Source organism: Polaromonas sp. P2_G11, assembly GCF_056403595.1.
This window is the reverse complement of the sequence record NZ_JBFUFE010000006.1, coordinates 87,240-106,397: the sequence shown is the minus strand read 5'-3', so window position 1 is coordinate 106,397 and position 19,158 is coordinate 87,240. Positions and strand designations below refer to the sequence as shown.

Annotated in this window: 18 protein-coding genes; 10 read left to right on the top strand and 8 right to left on the bottom strand. The window is 65.0% G+C overall.

The annotated features are described in order from the left end of the window. Positions 1–13: 13 nt before the first annotated feature. From AC1DWQ_RS20565 to AC1DWQ_RS20550, 4 genes are all read right to left on the bottom strand, one after another. Positions 14–388: a Rieske (2Fe-2S) protein gene (locus AC1DWQ_RS20565; RefSeq protein ID WP_477671309.1), complete on the bottom strand. Its 375-nt coding sequence runs from the start codon at positions 386–388 to the stop codon at positions 14–16. 6 nt (positions 389–394) lie between these two features. Further along, positions 395–1,054, bottom strand: a complete 660-nt coding sequence (locus tag AC1DWQ_RS20560; protein ID WP_477671308.1) for an HAD family hydrolase — start codon at positions 1,052–1,054, stop codon at positions 395–397. Between the two features lie 64 nt (positions 1,055–1,118). Further along, positions 1,119–1,643, bottom strand: a complete 525-nt coding sequence (locus tag AC1DWQ_RS20555) for a hypothetical protein (RefSeq protein ID WP_477671307.1) — start codon at positions 1,641–1,643, stop codon at positions 1,119–1,121. 86 nt (positions 1,644–1,729) lie between these two features. Beyond that, entirely contained in the window at positions 1,730–2,884 is a 1,155-nt protein-coding gene (locus AC1DWQ_RS20550) for an RluA family pseudouridine synthase (RefSeq protein ID WP_477671306.1), read from the bottom strand. A 622-nt stretch (positions 2,885–3,506) separates the two neighbouring features. On the opposite strand from AC1DWQ_RS20550, the gene AC1DWQ_RS20545 reads away from it, so the two are divergent. The 10 genes from AC1DWQ_RS20545 (at position 3,507) to AC1DWQ_RS20500 (ending at position 14,783) form a co-directional block, all read left to right on the top strand. Then, a complete protein-coding gene (locus AC1DWQ_RS20545) occupies positions 3,507–6,626 on the top strand; it encodes an Rne/Rng family ribonuclease (protein ID WP_477671305.1) in 3,120 nt (1,039 codons plus the stop codon). Between the two features lie 141 nt (positions 6,627–6,767). Further along, positions 6,768–7,277, top strand: a complete 510-nt coding sequence (locus tag AC1DWQ_RS20540) for an RDD family protein (RefSeq protein WP_477671304.1) — start codon at positions 6,768–6,770, stop codon at positions 7,275–7,277. 16 nt (positions 7,278–7,293) lie between these two features. After that, positions 7,294–8,010, top strand: a complete 717-nt coding sequence (locus AC1DWQ_RS20535) for an RDD family protein (protein ID WP_477671303.1) — start codon at positions 7,294–7,296, stop codon at positions 8,008–8,010. Next, positions 8,007–8,999, top strand: coding sequence for a stage II sporulation protein M (locus tag AC1DWQ_RS20530; RefSeq protein WP_477671302.1), 993 nt, complete (start codon positions 8,007–8,009; stop codon positions 8,997–8,999). The genes AC1DWQ_RS20535 and AC1DWQ_RS20530 overlap by 4 nt, the downstream gene beginning before the upstream one ends. After that, complete coding sequence (locus AC1DWQ_RS20525) at positions 8,989–9,744, top strand: hypothetical protein (protein WP_477671301.1); 756 nt, start codon at positions 8,989–8,991, stop codon at positions 9,742–9,744. The genes AC1DWQ_RS20530 and AC1DWQ_RS20525 overlap by 11 nt, the downstream gene beginning before the upstream one ends. Beyond that, entirely contained in the window at positions 9,741–10,523 is a 783-nt protein-coding gene (locus AC1DWQ_RS20520) for a DUF4129 domain-containing protein (protein ID WP_477671300.1), read from the top strand. Before AC1DWQ_RS20525 ends, AC1DWQ_RS20520 begins: the two co-directional genes overlap by 4 nt. Next, entirely contained in the window at positions 10,520–11,788 is a 1,269-nt protein-coding gene (locus tag AC1DWQ_RS20515; protein WP_477671299.1) for a DUF4350 domain-containing protein, read from the top strand. Before AC1DWQ_RS20520 ends, AC1DWQ_RS20515 begins: the two co-directional genes overlap by 4 nt. Before the next feature lie 13 nt (positions 11,789–11,801). Continuing rightward, positions 11,802–12,797, top strand: a complete 996-nt coding sequence (locus tag AC1DWQ_RS20510) for an AAA family ATPase (RefSeq protein ID WP_457279406.1) — start codon at positions 11,802–11,804, stop codon at positions 12,795–12,797. Positions 12,798–12,807: 10 nt separating this feature from the next. Further along, on the top strand, positions 12,808–14,175 hold the full coding sequence (locus AC1DWQ_RS20505) for a DUF58 domain-containing protein (RefSeq protein WP_477671298.1): 1,368 nt from the start codon (positions 12,808–12,810) through the stop codon (positions 14,173–14,175). Between the two features lie 65 nt (positions 14,176–14,240). After that, entirely contained in the window at positions 14,241–14,783 is a 543-nt protein-coding gene (locus tag AC1DWQ_RS20500; RefSeq protein ID WP_477671297.1) for a DUF805 domain-containing protein, read from the top strand. Between the two features lie 57 nt (positions 14,784–14,840). On the opposite strand, the gene AC1DWQ_RS20495 is transcribed toward AC1DWQ_RS20500, so the two are convergent. The 4 genes from AC1DWQ_RS20495 to hemC are packed head-to-tail and all read right to left on the bottom strand — an operon-like array spanning position 14,841 to position 19,154. Continuing rightward, positions 14,841–16,124, bottom strand: coding sequence for a heme biosynthesis HemY N-terminal domain-containing protein (locus AC1DWQ_RS20495; protein WP_477671296.1), 1,284 nt, complete (start codon positions 16,122–16,124; stop codon positions 14,841–14,843). Positions 16,125–16,147: 23 nt separating this feature from the next. Further along, positions 16,148–17,308, bottom strand: coding sequence for a uroporphyrinogen-III C-methyltransferase (locus AC1DWQ_RS20490; protein WP_477671295.1), 1,161 nt, complete (start codon positions 17,306–17,308; stop codon positions 16,148–16,150). Continuing rightward, positions 17,305–18,156, bottom strand: coding sequence for a uroporphyrinogen-III synthase (locus AC1DWQ_RS20485; RefSeq protein ID WP_477671294.1), 852 nt, complete (start codon positions 18,154–18,156; stop codon positions 17,305–17,307). Before AC1DWQ_RS20485 ends, AC1DWQ_RS20490 begins: the two co-directional genes overlap by 4 nt. A gap of 32 nt (positions 18,157–18,188) precedes the next feature. Continuing rightward, a complete protein-coding gene (gene hemC / locus AC1DWQ_RS20480) occupies positions 18,189–19,154 on the bottom strand; it encodes a hydroxymethylbilane synthase (RefSeq protein WP_477671293.1) in 966 nt (321 codons plus the stop codon). Positions 19,155–19,158 lie beyond the last annotated feature (4 nt).

The window sequence follows — 19,158 nt, the reverse complement described above, 5'->3', positions numbered from 1 at the left end:
GTTTAGAGAGGTATTAGAACTGTAGCGGTTTAAGGTTGTAAGCAGAATGCCAATAAACAACCCCTTCAATTTCTGAAAGCTCGATTTTGACCAGCCCTCCCTGGCAAGGCCCGCCGGCGCACAGGCCGGTATCCGGACGGTAAACGGCGCCATGGCTGGCGCATAAAAGCCACTGCCCCCCGGTATCAAACACCCGGTTGGGCTGCCAGTCCAGCTCCATCGCGACATGGGTGCAGCGATTGAGATACGCGTGGACCATTCCTTCGTAACGGACCGCAAAGGCGCGGCAGGTCTGCCCGGCATAAATGACGTCGAACGGCACTGCCAACCCGCCTTCAAGCAGGTCGCGGCTATTGCACAAAGCTTGCCGGGGTTCCGTGGACGTCATCGAAAACTACCCGTGGGCCAGCAGCCAGTCGTGCAGTTCCTGCACCGAATGCGCGACATGGCGCGGCGACAGCGCGGTAAATGTGTCCGGCTCATGCGCGCCATAACTCACTCCCACACTGGCACAAGCAGCATTGACCGCCATCTGGAGGTCATGGGTGGTGTCGCCCACCATCAGCACGCGCCCCGCGGGAATACCAAACTCCGCCATGAGCTCATGCAGCATGCGCGGATCGGGCTTGCCTGCCGTCTCGTCAGCCGTGCGGGATCCGTCGAACACGCCCTTGAGCTCTATGGTGCGCAGTACTTCGTCAAGGCCGCGGCGCGACTTGCCGGTGGCCACCGCGAGCAGGTGACCGCGCGCTTTCAGGGCGTCGAGCAGGGGAAGCACGCCCTCAAACAGGCTCAGGTCGTCGTAATGCGCAGCATAGTGATGGCGGTAGCGCTCGCCCAGTTGGGGATACTTTTCGGGGGGTACATCAGGCGCGGCATGAGCCAGCGCCTGCATGAGGCCCAGGCCGATGACGTAGCCGGCTTCCTTGTCGGTGGGGACCGTGCCGCCCACATCACGCACCGCGGCCTGGATACAGCGCACGATGATTTTGGTCGAATCAAACAGCGTGCCATCCCAGTCGAAAGCGATCAGATCGAAATTTCGGGTTTGCATGGAGATATTGTCTTAGGGAAGGCCTGCCTATGCGCGCACATGGACATACATTGAAATGCAGGCGTCAGTTGTTCCGGCTTTTACGGAGCCACCACGACGAGAACCCGTGAATTGCGCCCAACAAGACGCTTGTCAGGTCGAGCACCGTCAAATGGAACAGCGGTCCATAGTTTTCAAGAAACCCCCACCCTGAGTCGTCGAACGGATGCCGGTTGTGGGGATTGTAAAAATACAGTGCATCCCATCCCTGCGTCACTGTCCCTGGATTCAAGGTCACAAAAGCGCACACACAAACCACCAGGCAGATTGCCGATCTGGAAACAACAAAACGAAACGCAGACACGGCGTTCAAGGAAGGCACCACACGCCTGTTCAACAGCCAAAAAACCGCGGCCGCCAAAAGGGTGGGGAGCGGAAACAGAAGCATCGTTTCAACATTCCCCCACGACACCCAGAACATGAATTCCGTCAGAAGCGGCCAAAAGATGACCGAGGGCACTTCGCTCCACCGGAATTCGCCGCGCCCAAGCTCACCTGCCACCAGGTAATACGCCACACCGTACAGGGCAGGACCGGCAAAAACAAACATCAGCACTGTTCCGGCCAGGCCGCTGAACCTTCCCCGTATCGGCTTGGCTGCACTGTTTGAGCCAGGCGCTTCATGGCCCCTGTGAATCATGTGGAAACCTGCGCCGGCAAAAACTGCTGCAGCTCAGGCGGCAAAGGCGCCTGCAGGTGCACGACCTTGCGCAGTTTGGGATGGTTAAATTTCAGGCTCCAGGCGTGCAGAAACATGCGTTTGAGCGATGCCGTGCCCGGGGCGGACCTCTGCAGCGCCCGGTTCAGTTCAAAGTCTCCGTATTTGTCGTCACCGGCAATCGGATGCCCCTCATTGGACAGATGCACGCGGATCTGGTGCGTGCGGCCGGTCTTGATTGTGACTTCGAGCAGGGTGAAGGGCGTTGCGGGCGCCAGCGGACTGGCAGGAAAAGCCGACTTGACCTTGACCAGCGTCACCGAACGCATGCCGTCGGGGTGGTCGTTGGGCACCACCTTCACACGCCGCTCGCCATCGGGCAATAAATACTTGTGCAACGCCTTGTCGATCACGCGGTGATTGGCCGGCCAGTCGCCGCCGACCAACGCCAGGTAGACCTTGTCGGTTTCACGCTCCCGGAACTGCTCCTGCAGCAGCTTGAGCGCCATGCGCCGCTTGGCGATCAGCAAGATGCCGCTGGTTTCGCGGTCCAGCCGGTGCACCAGCTCCAGAAAGTCAGCCTCGGGCCTGGCCATGCGCAGCTGTTCGATCACGCCGAAGCTCACGCCGCTGCCGCCGTGCACAGCCACACCGGCCGGTTTGTCGATGGCCAGCACAAAGTCGTCTTCAAACAGAATCGGGAATTCGCGGGACGGCGCATAGCCGCCCGTAGTCGAACTCGCGCCGTGGCGGGCGATTTCCTGGGCCATGGCCTCGGCCTTTTGCCCGGCCCGCTCAGAGGTGCGAACCGGCGGCAGGCGCACGATGTCGCCGGTCTCCACCCGCGTATCGGCCTGCGCCCGGCCCTTGTTAACCCTCACTTCACCGCTTCGGATGATGCGGTAGACATGGGTTTTGGGCACGCCCTTGAGTTGGCGGATCAGGAAATTGTCGAGGCGCTGGCCCGCATAGTCTTCATCTACCGTCACCAGCGTGGCCTGCGGCGAGGCCGGGGCCGCCGCCGGTGGAGTGGATGGCGCCGGGGTGGGCGCGGACACGGCTGCGGGCGGCCATACCGGTGTTTTCCCGGGTTTCCTTGCCAAGCCCTTTGCTGACCCTATAATGTGTTTCACTAGCGATGCGCTGTAAGTGGTTGATTTGTCTGGAGTTTAGTCCACGCAAGTCCCCGGCCCTGAAAAGGCAAACAAGCAGCCTCGCTGGAAGGTCGATGCCCACGCCGGCAATTGCCCGCAAGCGACGAGTGCAAGGCACCTCGCGGCGAGCGTCTTTGCACGGTAGAAGAGTCGACGTTTTGCGAACAACACTACGGAATACCATGTGTGCAGCCCAAGTCATGAACAACAGGCTGCATGCGGATCCAGTCGAGATCAAGTCCTTAACGGTAGCCCTCTGATGACAACACTGGTCAGTCTGATTTATATGTGCCTGCGGCGCCTCACGACATTCGTGGGCCCTGCTTTTGGCATAAATCAGCCGCCAGCCCTTGTACAGTGGGCGCAAGCAGCTACTCTTTTTGTAGCATCCACCCGTTTGACCCCTGCTCGCTCCATCCACGCGCCTACGCCCAGACCACGTCGCTGACCGATTCACTTCGGTCGGCCGCGCGCTGTCAAAAGCTCTCCGGCAATTCCTCCAGTTCGCACTGCGTCCCTCCGGCGTCGTTGGCCCATTTTGGGCATGTGATTGATGTTCAAGACATGACATCAAAACGAAGAACGATAAGGAAGGCTACCCATGAAACGGATGCTGGTAAACGCCACACAGGCTGAAGAACGCCGTCTGGCGATCGTCGATGGACAAAAACTCCTCGATTACGAAATTGAAATTGAAGGGCGCGAACAGCGCAAGGGCAACATCTACAAGGCCGTCGTCACCCGCGTCGAGCCCTCACTCGAAGCCTGCTTCGTCGACTACGGCGAAGACCGCCACGGCTTCCTGCCGTTCAAGGAAATCTCCAAGCAATACTTCGCCCAGGGTGTGCCCGTCAACCAGGCGCGCATCAACGATGTGATCCGTGAAGGCCAGGAACTGCTGGTCCAGGTCGAAAAAGAAGAACGCGGCAACAAGGGCGCGGCCCTCACCACCTTCGTTTCCCTGGCAGGCCGCTATGTGGTCCTGATGCCCAACAACCCGCGCGGCGGTGGCGTAAGCCGCCGTATCGAAGGCGAAGACCGGGCCGAGCTTAAAGAAAACATGGACCAGCTGGAATATCCCAACGGGATGTCCATCATCGCGCGCACCGCCGGTATCGGCCGCAGCGCGCCGGAGCTGCAGTGGGACCTGAACTACCTGCTCAAGCTCTGGACCGCGATTGACGGCGCCGGCAAGGGCGGCAAGGGCGCCTACCTGATTTACCAGGAATCCAGCCTCGTGATCCGCGCCATCCGCGACTACTTCAACAGCGACATCGGCGACATCCTGTTCGACACCGACGACGTCTACGAGCAGGCCCGCCAGTTCATGGCCCACGTGATGCCCGAGCACGAGCACCGCGTCAAGCGCTACCGCGACGACGCGCCGCTGTTCAGCCGCTTCCAGATCGAGCACCAGATCGAGTCGGCTTACGCGCGCACCGTGCAGTTGCCCTCCGGCGGCGCCATCGTCATTGACCACACCGAAGCGCTGGTTTCGGTCGACGTCAACTCCGCCCGCGCCATCAAGGGCGGCGACATCGAAGAAACCGCCACCCGCACCAACCTCGAAGCCGCCGACGAAGTGGCGCGCCAGATGCGTTTGCGCGATCTGGGCGGCCTGATCGTCATCGACTTTATCGACATGGAAGAGTCGCGCAACCGCCGCGACGTGGAAAACCGCCTGCGCGACGCGCTGCGGCAAGACCGCGCCCGCGTGCAGTTCGGCACCATCAGCAAATTCGGCCTCATGGAAATGAGCCGCCAGCGCCTGCGCCCCGCCCTGTCGGAAGGCGCGTCCATCCCCTGCCCGCGTTGCGGCGGCTCCGGCCATATCCGCGACACCGAAAGCTCGGCACTGCAGATCCTGCGAATCATCCAGGAAGAGTCCCTCAAGGACAGCACGGCCTCGGTGTTGTGCCAGGTCCCGGTCGACGTGGCGTCTTTCCTGCTGAACGAAAAGCGCTCCGAGATCGCCAAGATCGAAGTCAAGCAGCGTATCAACGTGCTGCTGGTTCCCAACAAGACGCTGGAAACCCCCAACTACCGCCTGGAACGCCTGAAGCACGACGACCCGCGCCTGGACAACATCGCCGCCAGCTACAAGATGGCCGACGAAATCGAGGATCCGACCACCGTCACGCGCCGCAGCCAGGAAAAGCACAACAAGCAGGAGCCCATCATCAAGGGCGTCTTGCCCGATGCACCTGCGCCGATCGCGCCGCCCAAGCCGGAAGTGGCGCCACAGGCGGCTCCCAAGCCCCAGTCGCGCCGCCCTGCCCCGGTAGCAGCTGCACCCGCAGAAAAAGGCTTCTTCGGCTGGATCAAGAGCCTTTTCGGCGGCGCGGAAGCGCCAGCCCCGGCACCTGCCGCCAAAGAAGTGAAAAAAGACGAGCGCGGCGAAGGCCGACGTGAAAGCCGCGATGGCCGTGGCGATGGACGCGGTGAGCGTTCGGACCGTGGCGGCGAACGCGGAGGCCGCGACGGCCGCCGCGGTGGGCGTGGCCGCAGCGAAGGACGCGGCGGTGAAGGCCGAGGCGAAAACCGCGAAGGACGCGAACCACGCCCAGAGGGCCAGGGCCGTGGCGAAGGCCGCAATGAAGGCCGTGGCGGCGAGCGCCGCGAACGCAACCCGGAAGGCCGCAACGAAGCCGGCCGCCAGGAACGCCCAGCCGGTGAAGCCCGCGGCGAAAGCCGTCCTGAAAATGCCGGCGACCAGCCCCGCAGCGAAAACCCCAGCCGCGAAGGCCGCGGCCGCCGCGAGCGCGGTGAACGTGGCGAGCGCGGTGGTGAGCGCATTCAGCGCGACTCCGTCGAGCAGGACCTCGCACTGGCCAACCAGGCCGCCATGGCAGCCGCCATGGGCGGTGAAGCCGGCGAGCCGCGCCAGGAACGCGCACCGCAAGACGGCGAACGCCCACAAGGCAACCGTGAACCGCGTGGAGAGCGTGGTGAAGGCCGCCGTGACCGCGGCGACCGCAACGGCCGTCGCAACGACCGCCGCACAGACCGCCCTGAAGGCGCCGAAGGCCAGAATGCTGCCGCTGAAGGCAGCGCCGGCTTCAATCCTGAAGCCGTAGCGGCAGCCCCCGTACTGGACGATGCCGGCAATGTGATCGCCCCTGCACAAAACGGCCAGGCCGAAGACCAACGCCAGCCACGCGAACGCCGCAGCCGGGACCGCTATGGCCGTGACCGCCGCGAACGCGGCGAAAACGGTGAGCGCAGCGAGCAACCTGCAGAAGCCGGACAGGCAAGCGGGCAAGCCGAATTTTCGGAACCTAATCAGCCGCAAGCCCAAGAGCAGCGTGCGCAAGCAGCTCCTGAATTTGTAGCACCGGTGGCTGCCGCCGTTCCGGTTGCTGTACTGGCTCCAGCCTACGTGACCCCAGCAGCCGTTGCCGCACCCGTAGCAGCTCCTGCCCCCGCACCGGCGCCAGCCGCTGTGCCGGTTGCTGCCAGCCTGCCCAAGGTTCAGTCTTACGACTTGCCCCTGCAGGACCTGGTTCAGGTCGCCCAGTCCTCAGGCTTGCAGTGGGTCAACTCAGATGCCGCCAAGATCGCCGAAGCCAAAGCCGCCATCGCCGCCGAAGCCAAGCCGGTCCACGTACCGCGTGAGCGCCCACCGCTGGTGGTCGCCGACGAAGGCCCGCTGGTGCTGGTCGAGACCAGGCGCGATCTCGGCGCTGTGAAGCTGCCTTTCGAACAATCGGCCGGCCAGTAAACGCGCCGACCTCTGCCGCATAAGCGGCACCTCACCAAAAGGCCCGCAAATGCGGGCCTTTTTTACGTCCTTCCTATCTTGCAGCAATGTCGTTAAGAGGCCCTAGAATCAACCCAACAAAATAGGCATGGGGAGAGGACGATGGACAATCCGCAGCACGATGCGCGCTATGCGCCGCCGCAGGCCAGCGTAGACGACGTGGTCGCGGCGTCAGAGGGGCCTGAGCTGGCCAGTCGCATGCGGCGATTTTGCGCCGTGATGCTCGACGCTGTTATTCAGTCCCTCTTCCTTTGGCTGGTGTCGGTACTGACGCCCTTCAATCCCTGGAACACGGAAGGACGCGACATGTGGTCCGTCGATCTGGTGAGCATGGGTGTCGGCGCCCTGATTTTTCTTGTGCTCAACGGCTACCTGCTCGCGACACGGGGCCAGACGATTGGCAAGGTCTTGCTCAAGATACGCATTGCCCGACCTTCGGGAGAGTCCGTTTCCGTCAAGCGCCTGGCCCTCCGATATGGCGCGGGGTTCGCGGCCAGCATCATGGTGGTCGTCCTGTGGGTCTATTCCCTGCTGGACTGCCTGATGATTTTCCGGAAATCCCGTCGCTGCCTGCATGACGAGATTGCGGACACCGTGGTCTTCAAGATCTGACAGGCAGCCCAGCCCTGTGACAACCGCGCGCCTCGACACGCTGTACACGGCCGAAACACCGGAGGGCATCACATTGTCCTTACGGCCCGCCGGCATCGTGGCACGCGGGCAAGCCTACCTGATTGACCTGGCCATACGGTCCTGCCTGTTTATCGCTGTGGCCGTAGTGGTCGGAGCAATGGGCAAGGCGGGCGCGGCAATCCTGCTGGTGACCTACTTCGGCCTCGAGTGGTTTTATCCCGTGGTGTTCGAGTTGACCCGCGCCGCGGCCACCCCTGGCAAGCGCGCGATGGGCTTGCGTGTGGTGATGGATTCCGGCCTGCCGGTAACGCCTGCCGCCTCGCTGACCCGCAACCTCCTGCGGGCCGCCGACTTCATGCCGGCGCTGTTTGGTGCCGGACTGCTCTGCGTCCTCTGGCGCAGCGACAGCAAACGGCTGGGTGACCTGGCCGCCGGCACCCTTGTGGTGTTTAGCGAATCAGTCAAGCTTCATGGCGATGTTCCCTTGGCTGATCCGCTGGCCCCCGCACGGCCGCTATCCGCGACCGAACAGGCCTCGGTGCTCTCCTGGGCCGGCCGTGCAACGCGATTAACCCCTGAACGTTTCGGCGAACTCGCAGCGCTGGCAGAGCCCGTGCTTGGCACAGGTGTGCCAGGCAGCAGCGCCACACAACGCCTGCTCGGGCTGGCGCAATGGCTGATGGGCCGGCGTGAAGGAGACGCGCGCCGATGACGCCTCTGCAATTTGAAGCCCTGTATGCGCCCCTCTGGACCGAACTCGAAACGGTGATCGGTATCGCCGAAACCCAGCGCAAGTTCGACGGTGCGCGGCTGGCCACCCTCTACCGCCGTGTTTGCGAGCACCTGGCGCTGGCGCAGGCTCGCGCCTATCCCGTTCACCTGACGCAAAGGCTCGAAACATTGACGCAAGGCGCGCATCGGCTGATTTACCGGCAGCACGACTACGGCCTGGCGCGCCTTGGACGGCTGGCGCTGGTTGACTTCCCGCAAGCCGTACGCGCGCACCGGGCCTACCTGCTGGTGGCGTTCCTGCTGTTCGTGCTGCCGCTACTGGCTGCCGGCCTGGCGACTTACCGCGACCCCGGTTTCATCCTGCACCTGATGGACGCGGCGCAAGTGCAGCAGTTCGACGGCATGTACAGCGACAGTGCAAGGTCCTTCGGGCGCAACCGCGACGCCGGTGGTGACTGGCAGATGTTCGGCTATTACGTCATGCACAACATCGGCATCGGCTTTCGCTGCTTCGCGGCCGGCATCTTCGGCGGGGTCGGCAGCGCCGGCGTGCTGCTGTTCAATGGGGTGCAGATAGGCGCCGTCGGCGGCTACCTGATCGCCGCCGGCCACGGGCAGAACTTCTGCTCCTTCGTCATCACCCACGGCGCCTTTGAACTGACCGCCATCGTGCTGGCGGGCGCCGCGGGACTCAGGCTGGGCTATGCACTGATCGCGCCGGGCCGGCATACCCGGCTAGAGGCGCTCCGGCTGGCGGCCCGCCACGCCATCGTGGTGATTTACGGCGTCATCGGCCTCCTGCTGATCGCTGCCGCCGTCGAGGCCTTCTGGTCTTCGGCGCGATGGGTCACGCCCGCTGTGAAATATGGTGCGGGCGCAGCCTGCTGGGCGCTGGTGCTGGCTTACCTCGGGTGGCAGGGAAGGCCGCGCGCCGTCCCCGCGGACCCCGGAAAACACCATGCAGGTTGATGCACTCGCCGTTGCACTGCGGCCGCGGCCCATGGCCGAAGCCGCGGACCTGGGTGTCGCACTGGTGCGCCGCCATGCCGATTCCATCTGGCGCACTTTCCTGCCCATGTATGTGGTCGTCATCGTGCTGGTGCTGTGCACGGCGGAGTTTGCCGGCTGGCTCCCCGGGCTGTTGATTTTCTGGCTCAAGCCCTGGTTTGACCGTACCTTGTTGTTCATCCTGTCACGCGCGGTGTTCGGCCAGCCCACGCGGTGGAACGACCTCTGGCAGCGCCGTGGGATGGTCTGGGGCGGCCAGTTGCTCCGGACACTGCTGTGGCGGCGCCTGTCTCCCTGGCGTTCATTCACGCAGGCCGTCGATCAGCTCGAAGGCCAACGCGGCGGCGCCAGGCGCAAGCGGCGCGACCAATTGCTGCGCGGGCGCCGTGGTGCGGGCGCCGGCATGCAGATGATTTTTGCCAATGTCGAGATCGCGCTCGAACTCGCAATCCTGTCGGCGCTGCTGTGGTTCGCTCCTGAAGGCAGCTTCGGAGACGTCTGGCGTTGGCTGCTCGACTCGGAGGCTTCGGCGCAAAGCCTGCTTTTTGCAGCGGTGTACGCTTTCGTCGTCGGTTTGATCGAGCCCTTTTTTGTGGCCGCCGGATTTGCGATGTACCTGAACCGGCGCGTTGAACTCGAGGCATGGGACATCGAACAGGAATTCCGCCGTGCTTTCACCCCCGCAGCGGCGAAAGGCCGGCCATGATGGCTTCTCGCCACGCCGCCGCAAGGTGCTTTTCATGGCGATGGGCCGCGGCCTGCGTCGTGATGGCGGGTATGTCATCGTGGGCCAACCCGGCTGCGGCGCCAGCCGAGCCGCCCTCGCGCCAGCAGGTGCAATCGGCCGCCGACCGGGTTCGTGCCGATCCCAACCTGCCCAGCAGCAAGAGCGAAAAATCCCTGCGCTTCAAGAGCCAGGACAAAAAGCCGGAAGACAAAAAGAAGGATCGCGACAGCCTCAACTGGCTCAAGGATTTGGTGGCCAAGGTGTCCGAGGGCGCGCGCCTGCTCGTGTGGGCGCTGGGCGCGCTGGCCCTGGCCTGGCTGGTGGTCGGCATACGGCGCTGGGTGAAGGTGCGGGCCGGCGGCGGCCGGCACCGGATGGCGCCCCTGCCCAGCCATATCGGCAGCCTGGACATACGGCCTGAAAGCCTGCCCGACGATGTGGGCGCCGAAGTCGCGTCGCTCTGGCAGCGCGGCCAGCGGCGGCCCGCGCTGTCGCTGCTCTACCGCGGCGCGCTTTCCCGCCTGGTCCACCTGCATGCGGTGCCCATCCGGAACGCCAGCACCGAAGGCGAATGCGTGGCTCTCAGCGAGGGCCGGCTGGCGCCCATGTCGCTGGAGTTTTTCGCGCGACTGGTGACCGCCTGGCAGCTGGCGGCCTATGGCGGACGCCTGCCGCCCACGGCCGGCGTGCTGGCGCTGTGCGCCGAATTTGACGCGCGGCTGGGCGCATCCATCGCCCCGGCGAAAGCCATCGCATGAGGGACCGACTGATCCTCATCCTGCTCGGCGTGCTGTTGCTGGCGGGTAGCGCCTGGCTGATGTCGGCCACCGAATGGGTGGACGTCGACACACCCACGCCAGCCAAGGGTGAGGCCCTCACCAACCCGCTTTACGCCACCGAAAAACTGCTGGTCGCCCTGGGTGCGCGGGTCGTGCGGCACAAAAGCCTGGATGCCATGCCGCCGCCGCAAGCCCGGCTGGTGCTGGTGTCGCGCAACTGGGACCTGTTCCCTGAACGCGCGCAGCGCCTGCGTGCCTGGGTGGCACAGGGTGGGCATCTGGTCATCCCGGGCTTCCTGGCCGGCCATAAATCGCTAAAGGACTGGCTACCCGTCACGGAGCAAAGCCCCTTGAAGTGGGAGTCGCCCGCGATGCCGCCGCGCCCGTTGGCCAAACCCGTCAAGGACATGGACTGCCGCGCGCTGGAAGAGCCCGCCGAGGTCATCGCGAGCTACGCCGACAGCCGTGTCTATCGCGCCTGCGGCGCATATTTCAGCCCCCAGTACCTGCCGGTGAATCGGCTGGCCGCACCGCTGTGGTCCCTGCGCGGCACGGCCGGCACTGAGGCCGTGCGCGTGCAGGTCGGCCAGGGCACGGTCACCGTGCTCGGTGGATGGAACCTGCTGGACAATAGCAACCTGCTGCGCGCCGACAATGCGCAGCTGGCGGCCGCGGCATTGCAGGCGCGCGCCGGCACTGAATTCTGGTTTGTTGCCGAAGAGGCCCGGGAGCCCTTCATGCCCTGGCTGTGGCACCAGGCCTGGGCCGCCCTGTTGCTCGGCTTGCTGGCGCTGGCGCTGGCCCTGTGGCGCGCCAGCGTGCGCTTCGGGCCGTTGGCAGCGTCCGCAAGCGCTCACCGGCGCTCGATGGCCGAGCAAGTGCGCGGTACGGCGCGTTTTCTGCATATGCACGGGCCGAAGGCCTTGCATACAGCGCAGCTTCGCGCGCTGCACGAGTCGGCCACCCGGCAATTGCGCCGGTTTTCACAGCTTGATCCGAAGCAACGCACAGTCGAGATCGCACGCGCCACCGGCCTGGACGCCCTGTTGCTGGAACGCGCCCAGGCAGTCAGGTCGCGCAACCCCGGCGTGCTGGCCGCCGACCTCGAATTGATCGAAACCGCCCGCCGGCGCCTCGACGCCACGGGGCCCGACACGCGGCAGCCAACAGCTTTCACGTCTCCCGTTTCACCCGGCGCCTCACCCAGCGCCTCATCTGCCGCTTCATCTCCTCCTTCATCCTGAACCGAGAAACACCATGTCATTCATTCCCAACGAAGAACTGAGCCGCGCAGCCGAGTCGCTGCAAACCCTGCGCCAGGAGGTCGGCAAAGCCGTGGTCGGCCAATCGGAAGCCGTCGACCAGACCCTGGTGGCGCTGGTCGCATCCGGCCACGTCCTGATTGAGGGTGTACCGGGACTGGGCAAGACATTGCTGGCGCGCGCATTGGCGCAAGCCATGAGCCTGCGCTACGCCCGCGTGCAATTCACGCCCGACCTGATGCCTTCGGACATCACGGGTCATTCCGTGCTGGACCCATCGACCCGGAGCGAAGCCGGCATCGGCACGCTGCGGGTACACCAGGGACCGGTGTTCACGCACCTGCTGCTGGCGGATGAAATCAACCGCGCACCAGCCAAAACCCAGAGCGCCTTGCTTGAAGTGATGCAGGAATACCAGGTCACGCTCGAAGGAAAGGCCATGCCGCTGCCCCGTCCCTTCATGGTGATGGCGACACAAAACCCGATCGATACCGAAGGCACCTACCCTCTGCCGGAGGCGCAGCTGGACCGGTTCCTGCTCAAGATCAACATCGACTTCCCCAGCCATGCTGAAGAAAAGGCGATCGTGCAGCTGACCACCGGCCAGCGTGCCGGCAACCAGTTGCCGCTTGATGCGGTCAGGCCGTGCCTGGACGACGCGCAGGTGCTTGAACTGCAGCGGCTGGCCAGCCTGGTGCAGGCGCACGAACAGGTCATTGACTATGCGGTCCGCATCGCCCGCGCCACGCGCGACTGGCCAGGCCTTTCGTCGGGGGCAGGGCCGCGCGGCACCATGGCCCTAGTGCGGGCTGCACGGGCCGGCGCGCTCATGCACGGACGGGACTTCATCACACCCGACGATGTGGCACGGCAGGCCCTGCCGGCCTTGCGCCACCGGGTGATGATTTCGCCCGATGCGCAGCTGGAAGGCCTGGGTGTTGACGACTTGCTGCGCAGTGCCCTGGGCAGCGTCCAGGCCCCCCGTCTCTAGGCCGCAACTCATGCGCTGGTTGGTGATCCCCGCAAAAACGACCGTCAGGGTGCTGGCTTGCATCACGGCGGCCGTCGCGCTGGCCTTGCTCGGGGGTTTGCCGGTTGACCGGGTCGCGATACTGGCCGGCGCCGTCTTGCTGGCGGCGCTGGCAGGCGCCATTTTTGATCTCTGGCGCAGCCTGCGCCTGTGGAGGACAGCGCCGCTGCGCATTGAGCGCACGCTGCCCGGCGCTTTTTCACTGGGCGTGCCAACGGTGCTGACACTGGCGCTGGTCAATGACGGCCCCCTGGCCTGGGCAGTGACGGTGTTCGATGAGGTCGATCCGCGGTTTACCTTTGAAGGCCTGCCACAGGCCGTCACCGTGCCACCGGCTTCGCGCGCCGAGTTGCGATACACGGTGACCGCGAGAGAGCGCGGCGTCGCCCTTTTCGGCACGACCCAGCTGCGCTGGCACACCCGCGGCGGCTGTCTCGAGGTGCAGCAGGCGCTAGGCCAGCCCGGGAAGCTGCGTGTCTATCCCAACTTTGCCGCACTGGCCCGCTATGCCTGGCTTTCCGGTGACCGGCGGCTCGCCCAGATCGGCATTAAAACCTATGTCCAGCGCGGGCTGGGCACTGATTTCCGCCAGCTTGCTGATTACAAAACCGGGGACTCCCTGCGGCACATCGACTGGAAGGCCACACTGCGCCACCAGCGGCCCATCGTGCGCGAATTCCAGGACGACCGCGACCAGTGTGTGTTTTTCCTGCTGGACTGCGGCCGCCGCATGCGCGCTGATGAAAGCAGCCCGGAGCAAGAGCTGCGCGGCAGCAGCCATTTCGACGAGGCCCTCAACGCGCTGATGCTGCTGAGCTATGTCGCACTGAAAGAAGGCGACGAGGTCGGCGCAATGACTTTCGGCGGTTTGCCCGGGCATCGGCGTGACTTTGCGCCCCGCAAAGGCGCCGCCACACTCAATGCCCTCATGAACCGCCTGCACGACATCCAGCCCGGCGCCATGCATTCGGACTATCTCATGGCGGCGCAGGAACTGCTGCGTGTACAACGTCGCCGTGCACTGGTGATAGTGCTCACCAACTTCCGCGACGAGGATTCGGCTGAGCTGCGTCCCGCGCTCAAACTATTACGCCGCAAGCACCTCGTCCTGGTGGCGAGCCTGCGCGAGCGGGTGCTTGGCCGCATCGCCGGCCAGGCGCTGTCCAGCCCGGCGGATGCCGTGGATGTCGCGGCAGCCCACCTCTTCGGGCAGTCGCGGCGCGATGCCTTTGCGCGGGTGGTCGGCAATGACCCGCTGTCGATGGATGTGGAGCCGACGCAACTGGCCGTCTCGCTGGTGAACCGCTACCACGCGGTCAAACGCGCCGGCCTGCTGTAAGCGGGCATTGCATTCAGCCCGGCAGCGGTTATTCTTCGTTTTTCAACAACAGGAGGGAAAGAGAAATGTCTGAAGCCATGAATCCTTATGCCGCACCGCGCGCGGCTGTCGCTGATGTGTATGACCGTGAGGGAGATACACAACCCGTCAAGTGGTTCTCTGCCAGGGGTCGCGTCGGACGCATGCGGTACCTGGCCCGCACCTTTGTGGGTTACCTGCTTTTGCTGGTGGGCGTCTTCGGACTCAGCATGCTGGCAGGCGCTGCCGGCGCCGGCGCCGCAGCGGGCATCGTTGGTTTCGTGGTCATGATTCCCTATTTTCTTTTTCTCATCCTGCTGACTATCCAGCGCAGCCACGACATGGGATGGAGCGGCTGGACGGCGATCCTGGCCTTCATCCCCCTGGTGGGATTGGTCTGGATTTTCAATTCGGGAACCGAGGGCAGCAACCGCTTTGGCGCCCCTCCGCCTCCCAACACCACGCTGGTCAAAATCGGCGCCCTGATGTTTCCCATCATCGTGGTCATCGGCATCATCGCCGCCATCGCTTTGCCGGCTTACCAGGGTTATGTGCAGCGGGCCAAAGCGGCTCAGGTGGTCAAGCCCTAAGCCTGCCACGGCGGGCGGCATGCCCGCCAGGAACGAGGCGCGCGCTCAGAGCCTGTCTTATATCTGCGCGGCGCGCTTGTAAGCTTGCGCAGCACCCGCCTCGTCCTCACGCTGCTCAGCCAGCAGCGCCAGGGCGCGCCAGGCATTGCGGTGAAGCGTTACATCCTGAAGCGCCGGCGCCGCCTGCGTCAGCAACTGGCGGGACTTGCCCCAGAGTTGGCGGCTCAGGCAAGCCATGCCCGCCAGGTATTGCAGGTTGGCATCGCGTGGACGGCTGAGCTGTGCGTTTTCAATGCGGGCCAGCCAGGCCGCGTCCAGCGAATCGAGGCCTGTTTCGAGCACGCTGATCAGCTTGATGCGCAGGTTGTCGCCGATCTCCGAGCGAGGCTGCATCGTGCGGTCCCAGACCTGCAGCAGCCAGCTGCGGGCCAGTTCCGGGTCACCGTGCAGCGCCATCAGGCGCGACGCCGCATGCACCACCAGCTCGGGCATGGCGCGTTCGGTGTCATCCAGAGAGAACCAGGCCTGCTGCAGCTGCGCGGGGTCGTGCGCATCGTTCAGCAGCTCCAGGGCCAGGCCGCGCACAATGCTTTGCGCCGCCGCCTGCGAAAAAGCGCGGTGCTTGGCCAGCAGGCGCGCGGTTTCCAGCGCTTGCGCCGTGTGCCGCGCATGCCGCGAGGCACGCAGCTTCATGCGCAGGGCCAGCGTGCGGCGCGATGCCCCCTGCGGAAGCTGGCCCAGCCAATCCAGTGCCGCACCCGCGTCACGGTCGTCCAGCGCCCAGCGAGCCGCACGGAACTGCACGCCCTCGCGCACTTCCTGCGCATGGCGTGAGCTCTTCAACGCCAATTGCAGGTGCTGGTCGCGCAAGCTCTTGTTTTGGAGCGCCTGCGCGGCTTCGGCCACCAGAAGATGGGCCAGCGAACGCAACTGTCTGCCGCGGCTGGTGCTGTGGCCTGTCACATGGCCGGATTCGTCGGTCAGCAGGTTCAGGCTCTTTGCCTGCGCAAGCGCATTTTGTGCCGACTTGGTCGAGCGGATGTAGCGCCCCGCCAGCAGATGCGCCAGAGAATCCATGAGGGCGCCGTACATGGCGCGCTCCTTTTGCTGGGCACGCCAGCGCCTGGCTTCCGCCGGCAGCGAAAACACCGCCGACAGCGCGCGCAAGGCCAGGTACAGCACCAGGAAAAGCGCTGCCAGCAGCATCACCATCAGGTTGAAGGAAATATCGACACGGTGCGGCGGCCAGAAGATGGTAACCACGGCCTGGTTGTTGCCCGTAAACAGGGCCACGGCAACGGCTACGCCAAACAGGGCCAAAAGCCAGAGGGCGGCGCGCATTGCTGGTTCCTGCCTTTTCCCGCTCAGCGGCCTGCGGCCGCTGTGGCCAGCGCGGCCATGGTTTCGTCCAGGCGCGGAAGCTCGCTGGTTTTCAGCTGGCCCTGGACCTGGGCCAGCAACTGCGCTGCGGCCTGCGTTTTGCGGGACGAGGCATCAAAATATTTGCCCAACCAGGCATTGGCACTACCAAGGTCGGCGCGCACCGAATCCGTCTGCCGCGACAACAGGCCCAGGCGCGCATTGAGCAGGCGCAGCTTGAGGTTCTCCCGCAGGAAAAACGACTGCTCCGGCGACACAAGGGCGGCCTCGGGCTGGTCAATGCGGCTCACGCGCAGCAGCTTGCGTGCTTCTTCGCGCAGGTTGTCCAGCGTGCGCTGCGACCAGGCATCGAGAGCCAGCTTGTCGAATCCCAGCATGGAAGGCTTGCTGGCGGAAGATGCCGCCGACGCAGCAGCGCGCGGCGCGGAAGCCGGCGCGGCCGCCGCGGGCAATGGACGCTGGCCGGCTGCCACCATGGCGTTGGCCACCGGCAGGTCGTCTGCCATGCGGACCAGTTCGTCGAGCTTGAGCATGAGAACCGGCACGTCGGTCAGCGTTGCGGCCTTGATGCGGTCCATGTCTTTGGCAATGGCGCGTTGCAGCGGGTTCAGGCGCGGCTGCGCGGCGCGCGACAGGCGCTGGTCGGCCGACTTGAGTGCGGCCAGTAGCGGTTCGGCGCTGCCGGTGAGCTGGGCCTGCTGCTGGGCCAGGCGCAGGGCCGACTCCACATCAACCACCAGATTCTCATCGCGCGAGCGCGACAGGCTCTGCATGAGCTCCTCCAGCTGGGTGCGCTGCAGGCTGACTTCGCTGATGCGGGTTTCCTGGATGGCCAGCCGTGCGGAAAGTTCGCGCGTACCTTCCTGGGCCTGGCGCGCCAGTGTGCGCGCTTCAATGGCCTGCGCGCCGGAATCAATGCTGCGGCGGGCCAGCTCTTCCTGGATATTGCCGAGTTTTTGCCACAACAAGCCGCTTACCAGCATTCCCGCAGCCGCCAGCGCGGCAACCAGAAACGCCCATTTGCGCGGCACCACCCAGACGTCGGGCGAAACGGGTTGCGGGGGAAGCGGCACCAGCGCGCGTTCCAGCACCGGCTCGTTGTCTGGCGTGGAGGATGGAGGCTGGGCGTTAGGGCTGTCACTCATGGATAAAGAGATTCTATCGAGGCAAGTGTGTCCCTGATGTCCTTCAGGGCAGGACGTGACGCCACAACAACACCCCAACCGGCAGCACGCACGGCTTCCTCAATCCGCGGATGCGTGGCCACCGCGCGGGCGCGGCGCCAGTCTACCCCGGCCAGCGCAGGCAAGGCCGTCAGGTTGGCCACGGCTTCAGAGCTGCTGAAGAGCCATACAGACCCATCCACGGTGGCCGCGCGCGCGCGCTGAAGTTGCGTTTCGTCGAGCACAGACGCAAGGCGCCGGTAAACCCCCACAAAATCCACCTGCGCACCAGCAGCCTCCCACTGGCGGGCGATCCAGTCGCGGCCGGAAGATGCCGTGGCCCCAGACGAGGCAGCACCCTCCCCCCGCACCACCAACACGCGCTTGCCCTGCCAGTCGCGCTCGCCTATCACGGCCCACAGGGCTTCCGAATCAAACTGGGCCGCATCGGCCGGCGGCGCATCGATCTGCCCGGCAGGAACCCCGGCGGCTACCAAAGCCGTCACAGTGCCCGGCCCGGGCGCCAGAAAACGCAGCGCAGCCGGCAGCGTTGTATCGGCATTCGCTATGCTATTGATAGCTACTTGCGCTTGTCCCGTATGGGCTGCAGCCATTTTTTGTTTGAAAAAGTACTCCACCGCATTGCCGCTGACAAACATGCAGGCGGCGTATTGGCCCAGTGTTTGCCAGACGCCCTCCAGCGCGGCCGTATCCAGAGCGGGGGCGATATCAATCAGCGGCAGGGCCTCGGCGGCAAAGCCCCCCTGCTGCAGCTGCTGCACCCAGTGCTGCGCATCCTGCTCGGGCCGCGTCACGATGACGCGGGTCATAGTGCCACCCGGAGGCACCGGCGCCTGTAGCATCAGGCGCCCGGGGCTTTGCCGGCCCACACGGCGCCGCCGGCGCGCAACTGTGCCGCCACGGCCTCGCCCAGGGCCTCGGCCTCGGCAAAACTGCGCACCACGGCGGTCTGGTTGACCTGTACCAGCGGCGCCAGTGGGCCCGCAATGGCGGATGGCGCCTCGGCGCTGGCCGGGTCGCCCCAGGCGGCATTGAGTTGCATTGCGTCCCCGTTAGCAGCACCCTGCGTAAAGGCCGCCAGCGGCATGGAACAACTGCCGCCCATGGCGCGCGACACCGTGCGCTCGGCCGTTACCGCCAGCCAGGTCGGCTGGTGCGCCAGCGTGGCAAGCGCGGCCATCAGGTCGGCGCGGTCGGCGCACACTTCAATGCCCAGGGCGCCCTGGCCTGCGGCCGGCAACATGTCTTCGGGCTCGAATGCGCTGCGGATGCGTGACTCCAGACCCAGGCGCTTCAGGCCCGCAGCCGCCAGCACGATGGCCTGGTACTGGCCTTCGTCGAGCTTGCGCAGGCGCGTGTCGAGGTTGCCGCGTAGCGGCTGTACGACCAGGTCGGGACGCATGGCCTTGAGCAGCACCAGCCGGCGCAGGCTGGAAGTGCCCACCACGGCGCCCTGCGGCAGATCCGCGAGTGTGGCAAATTGATTTGAGACAAAAGCATCGCGCGGGTCTTCCCGCTCCAGCACACAGGCCAGCGCAAAACCTTCGGGCAGGTCCATGGGCACATCTTTCAGCGAATGCACCGCCAGGTCGGCCCGCCCTTCGCTGAGCGCCACTTCGAGTTCCTTGACGAACAGGCCCTTGCCGCCGACCTTGCTCAGCGAGCGGTCCAGTATCTGGTCGCCCTGTGTGGTCATGCCCAGCAGTTCCACCTGCCAGCCCAGGCGCGACTCCAGCAGCGCCTTCACATGCTCGGCCTGCCACATCGCCAGGCGGCTTTCGCGGGTGGCGATGACCACTTTTTTCATATCA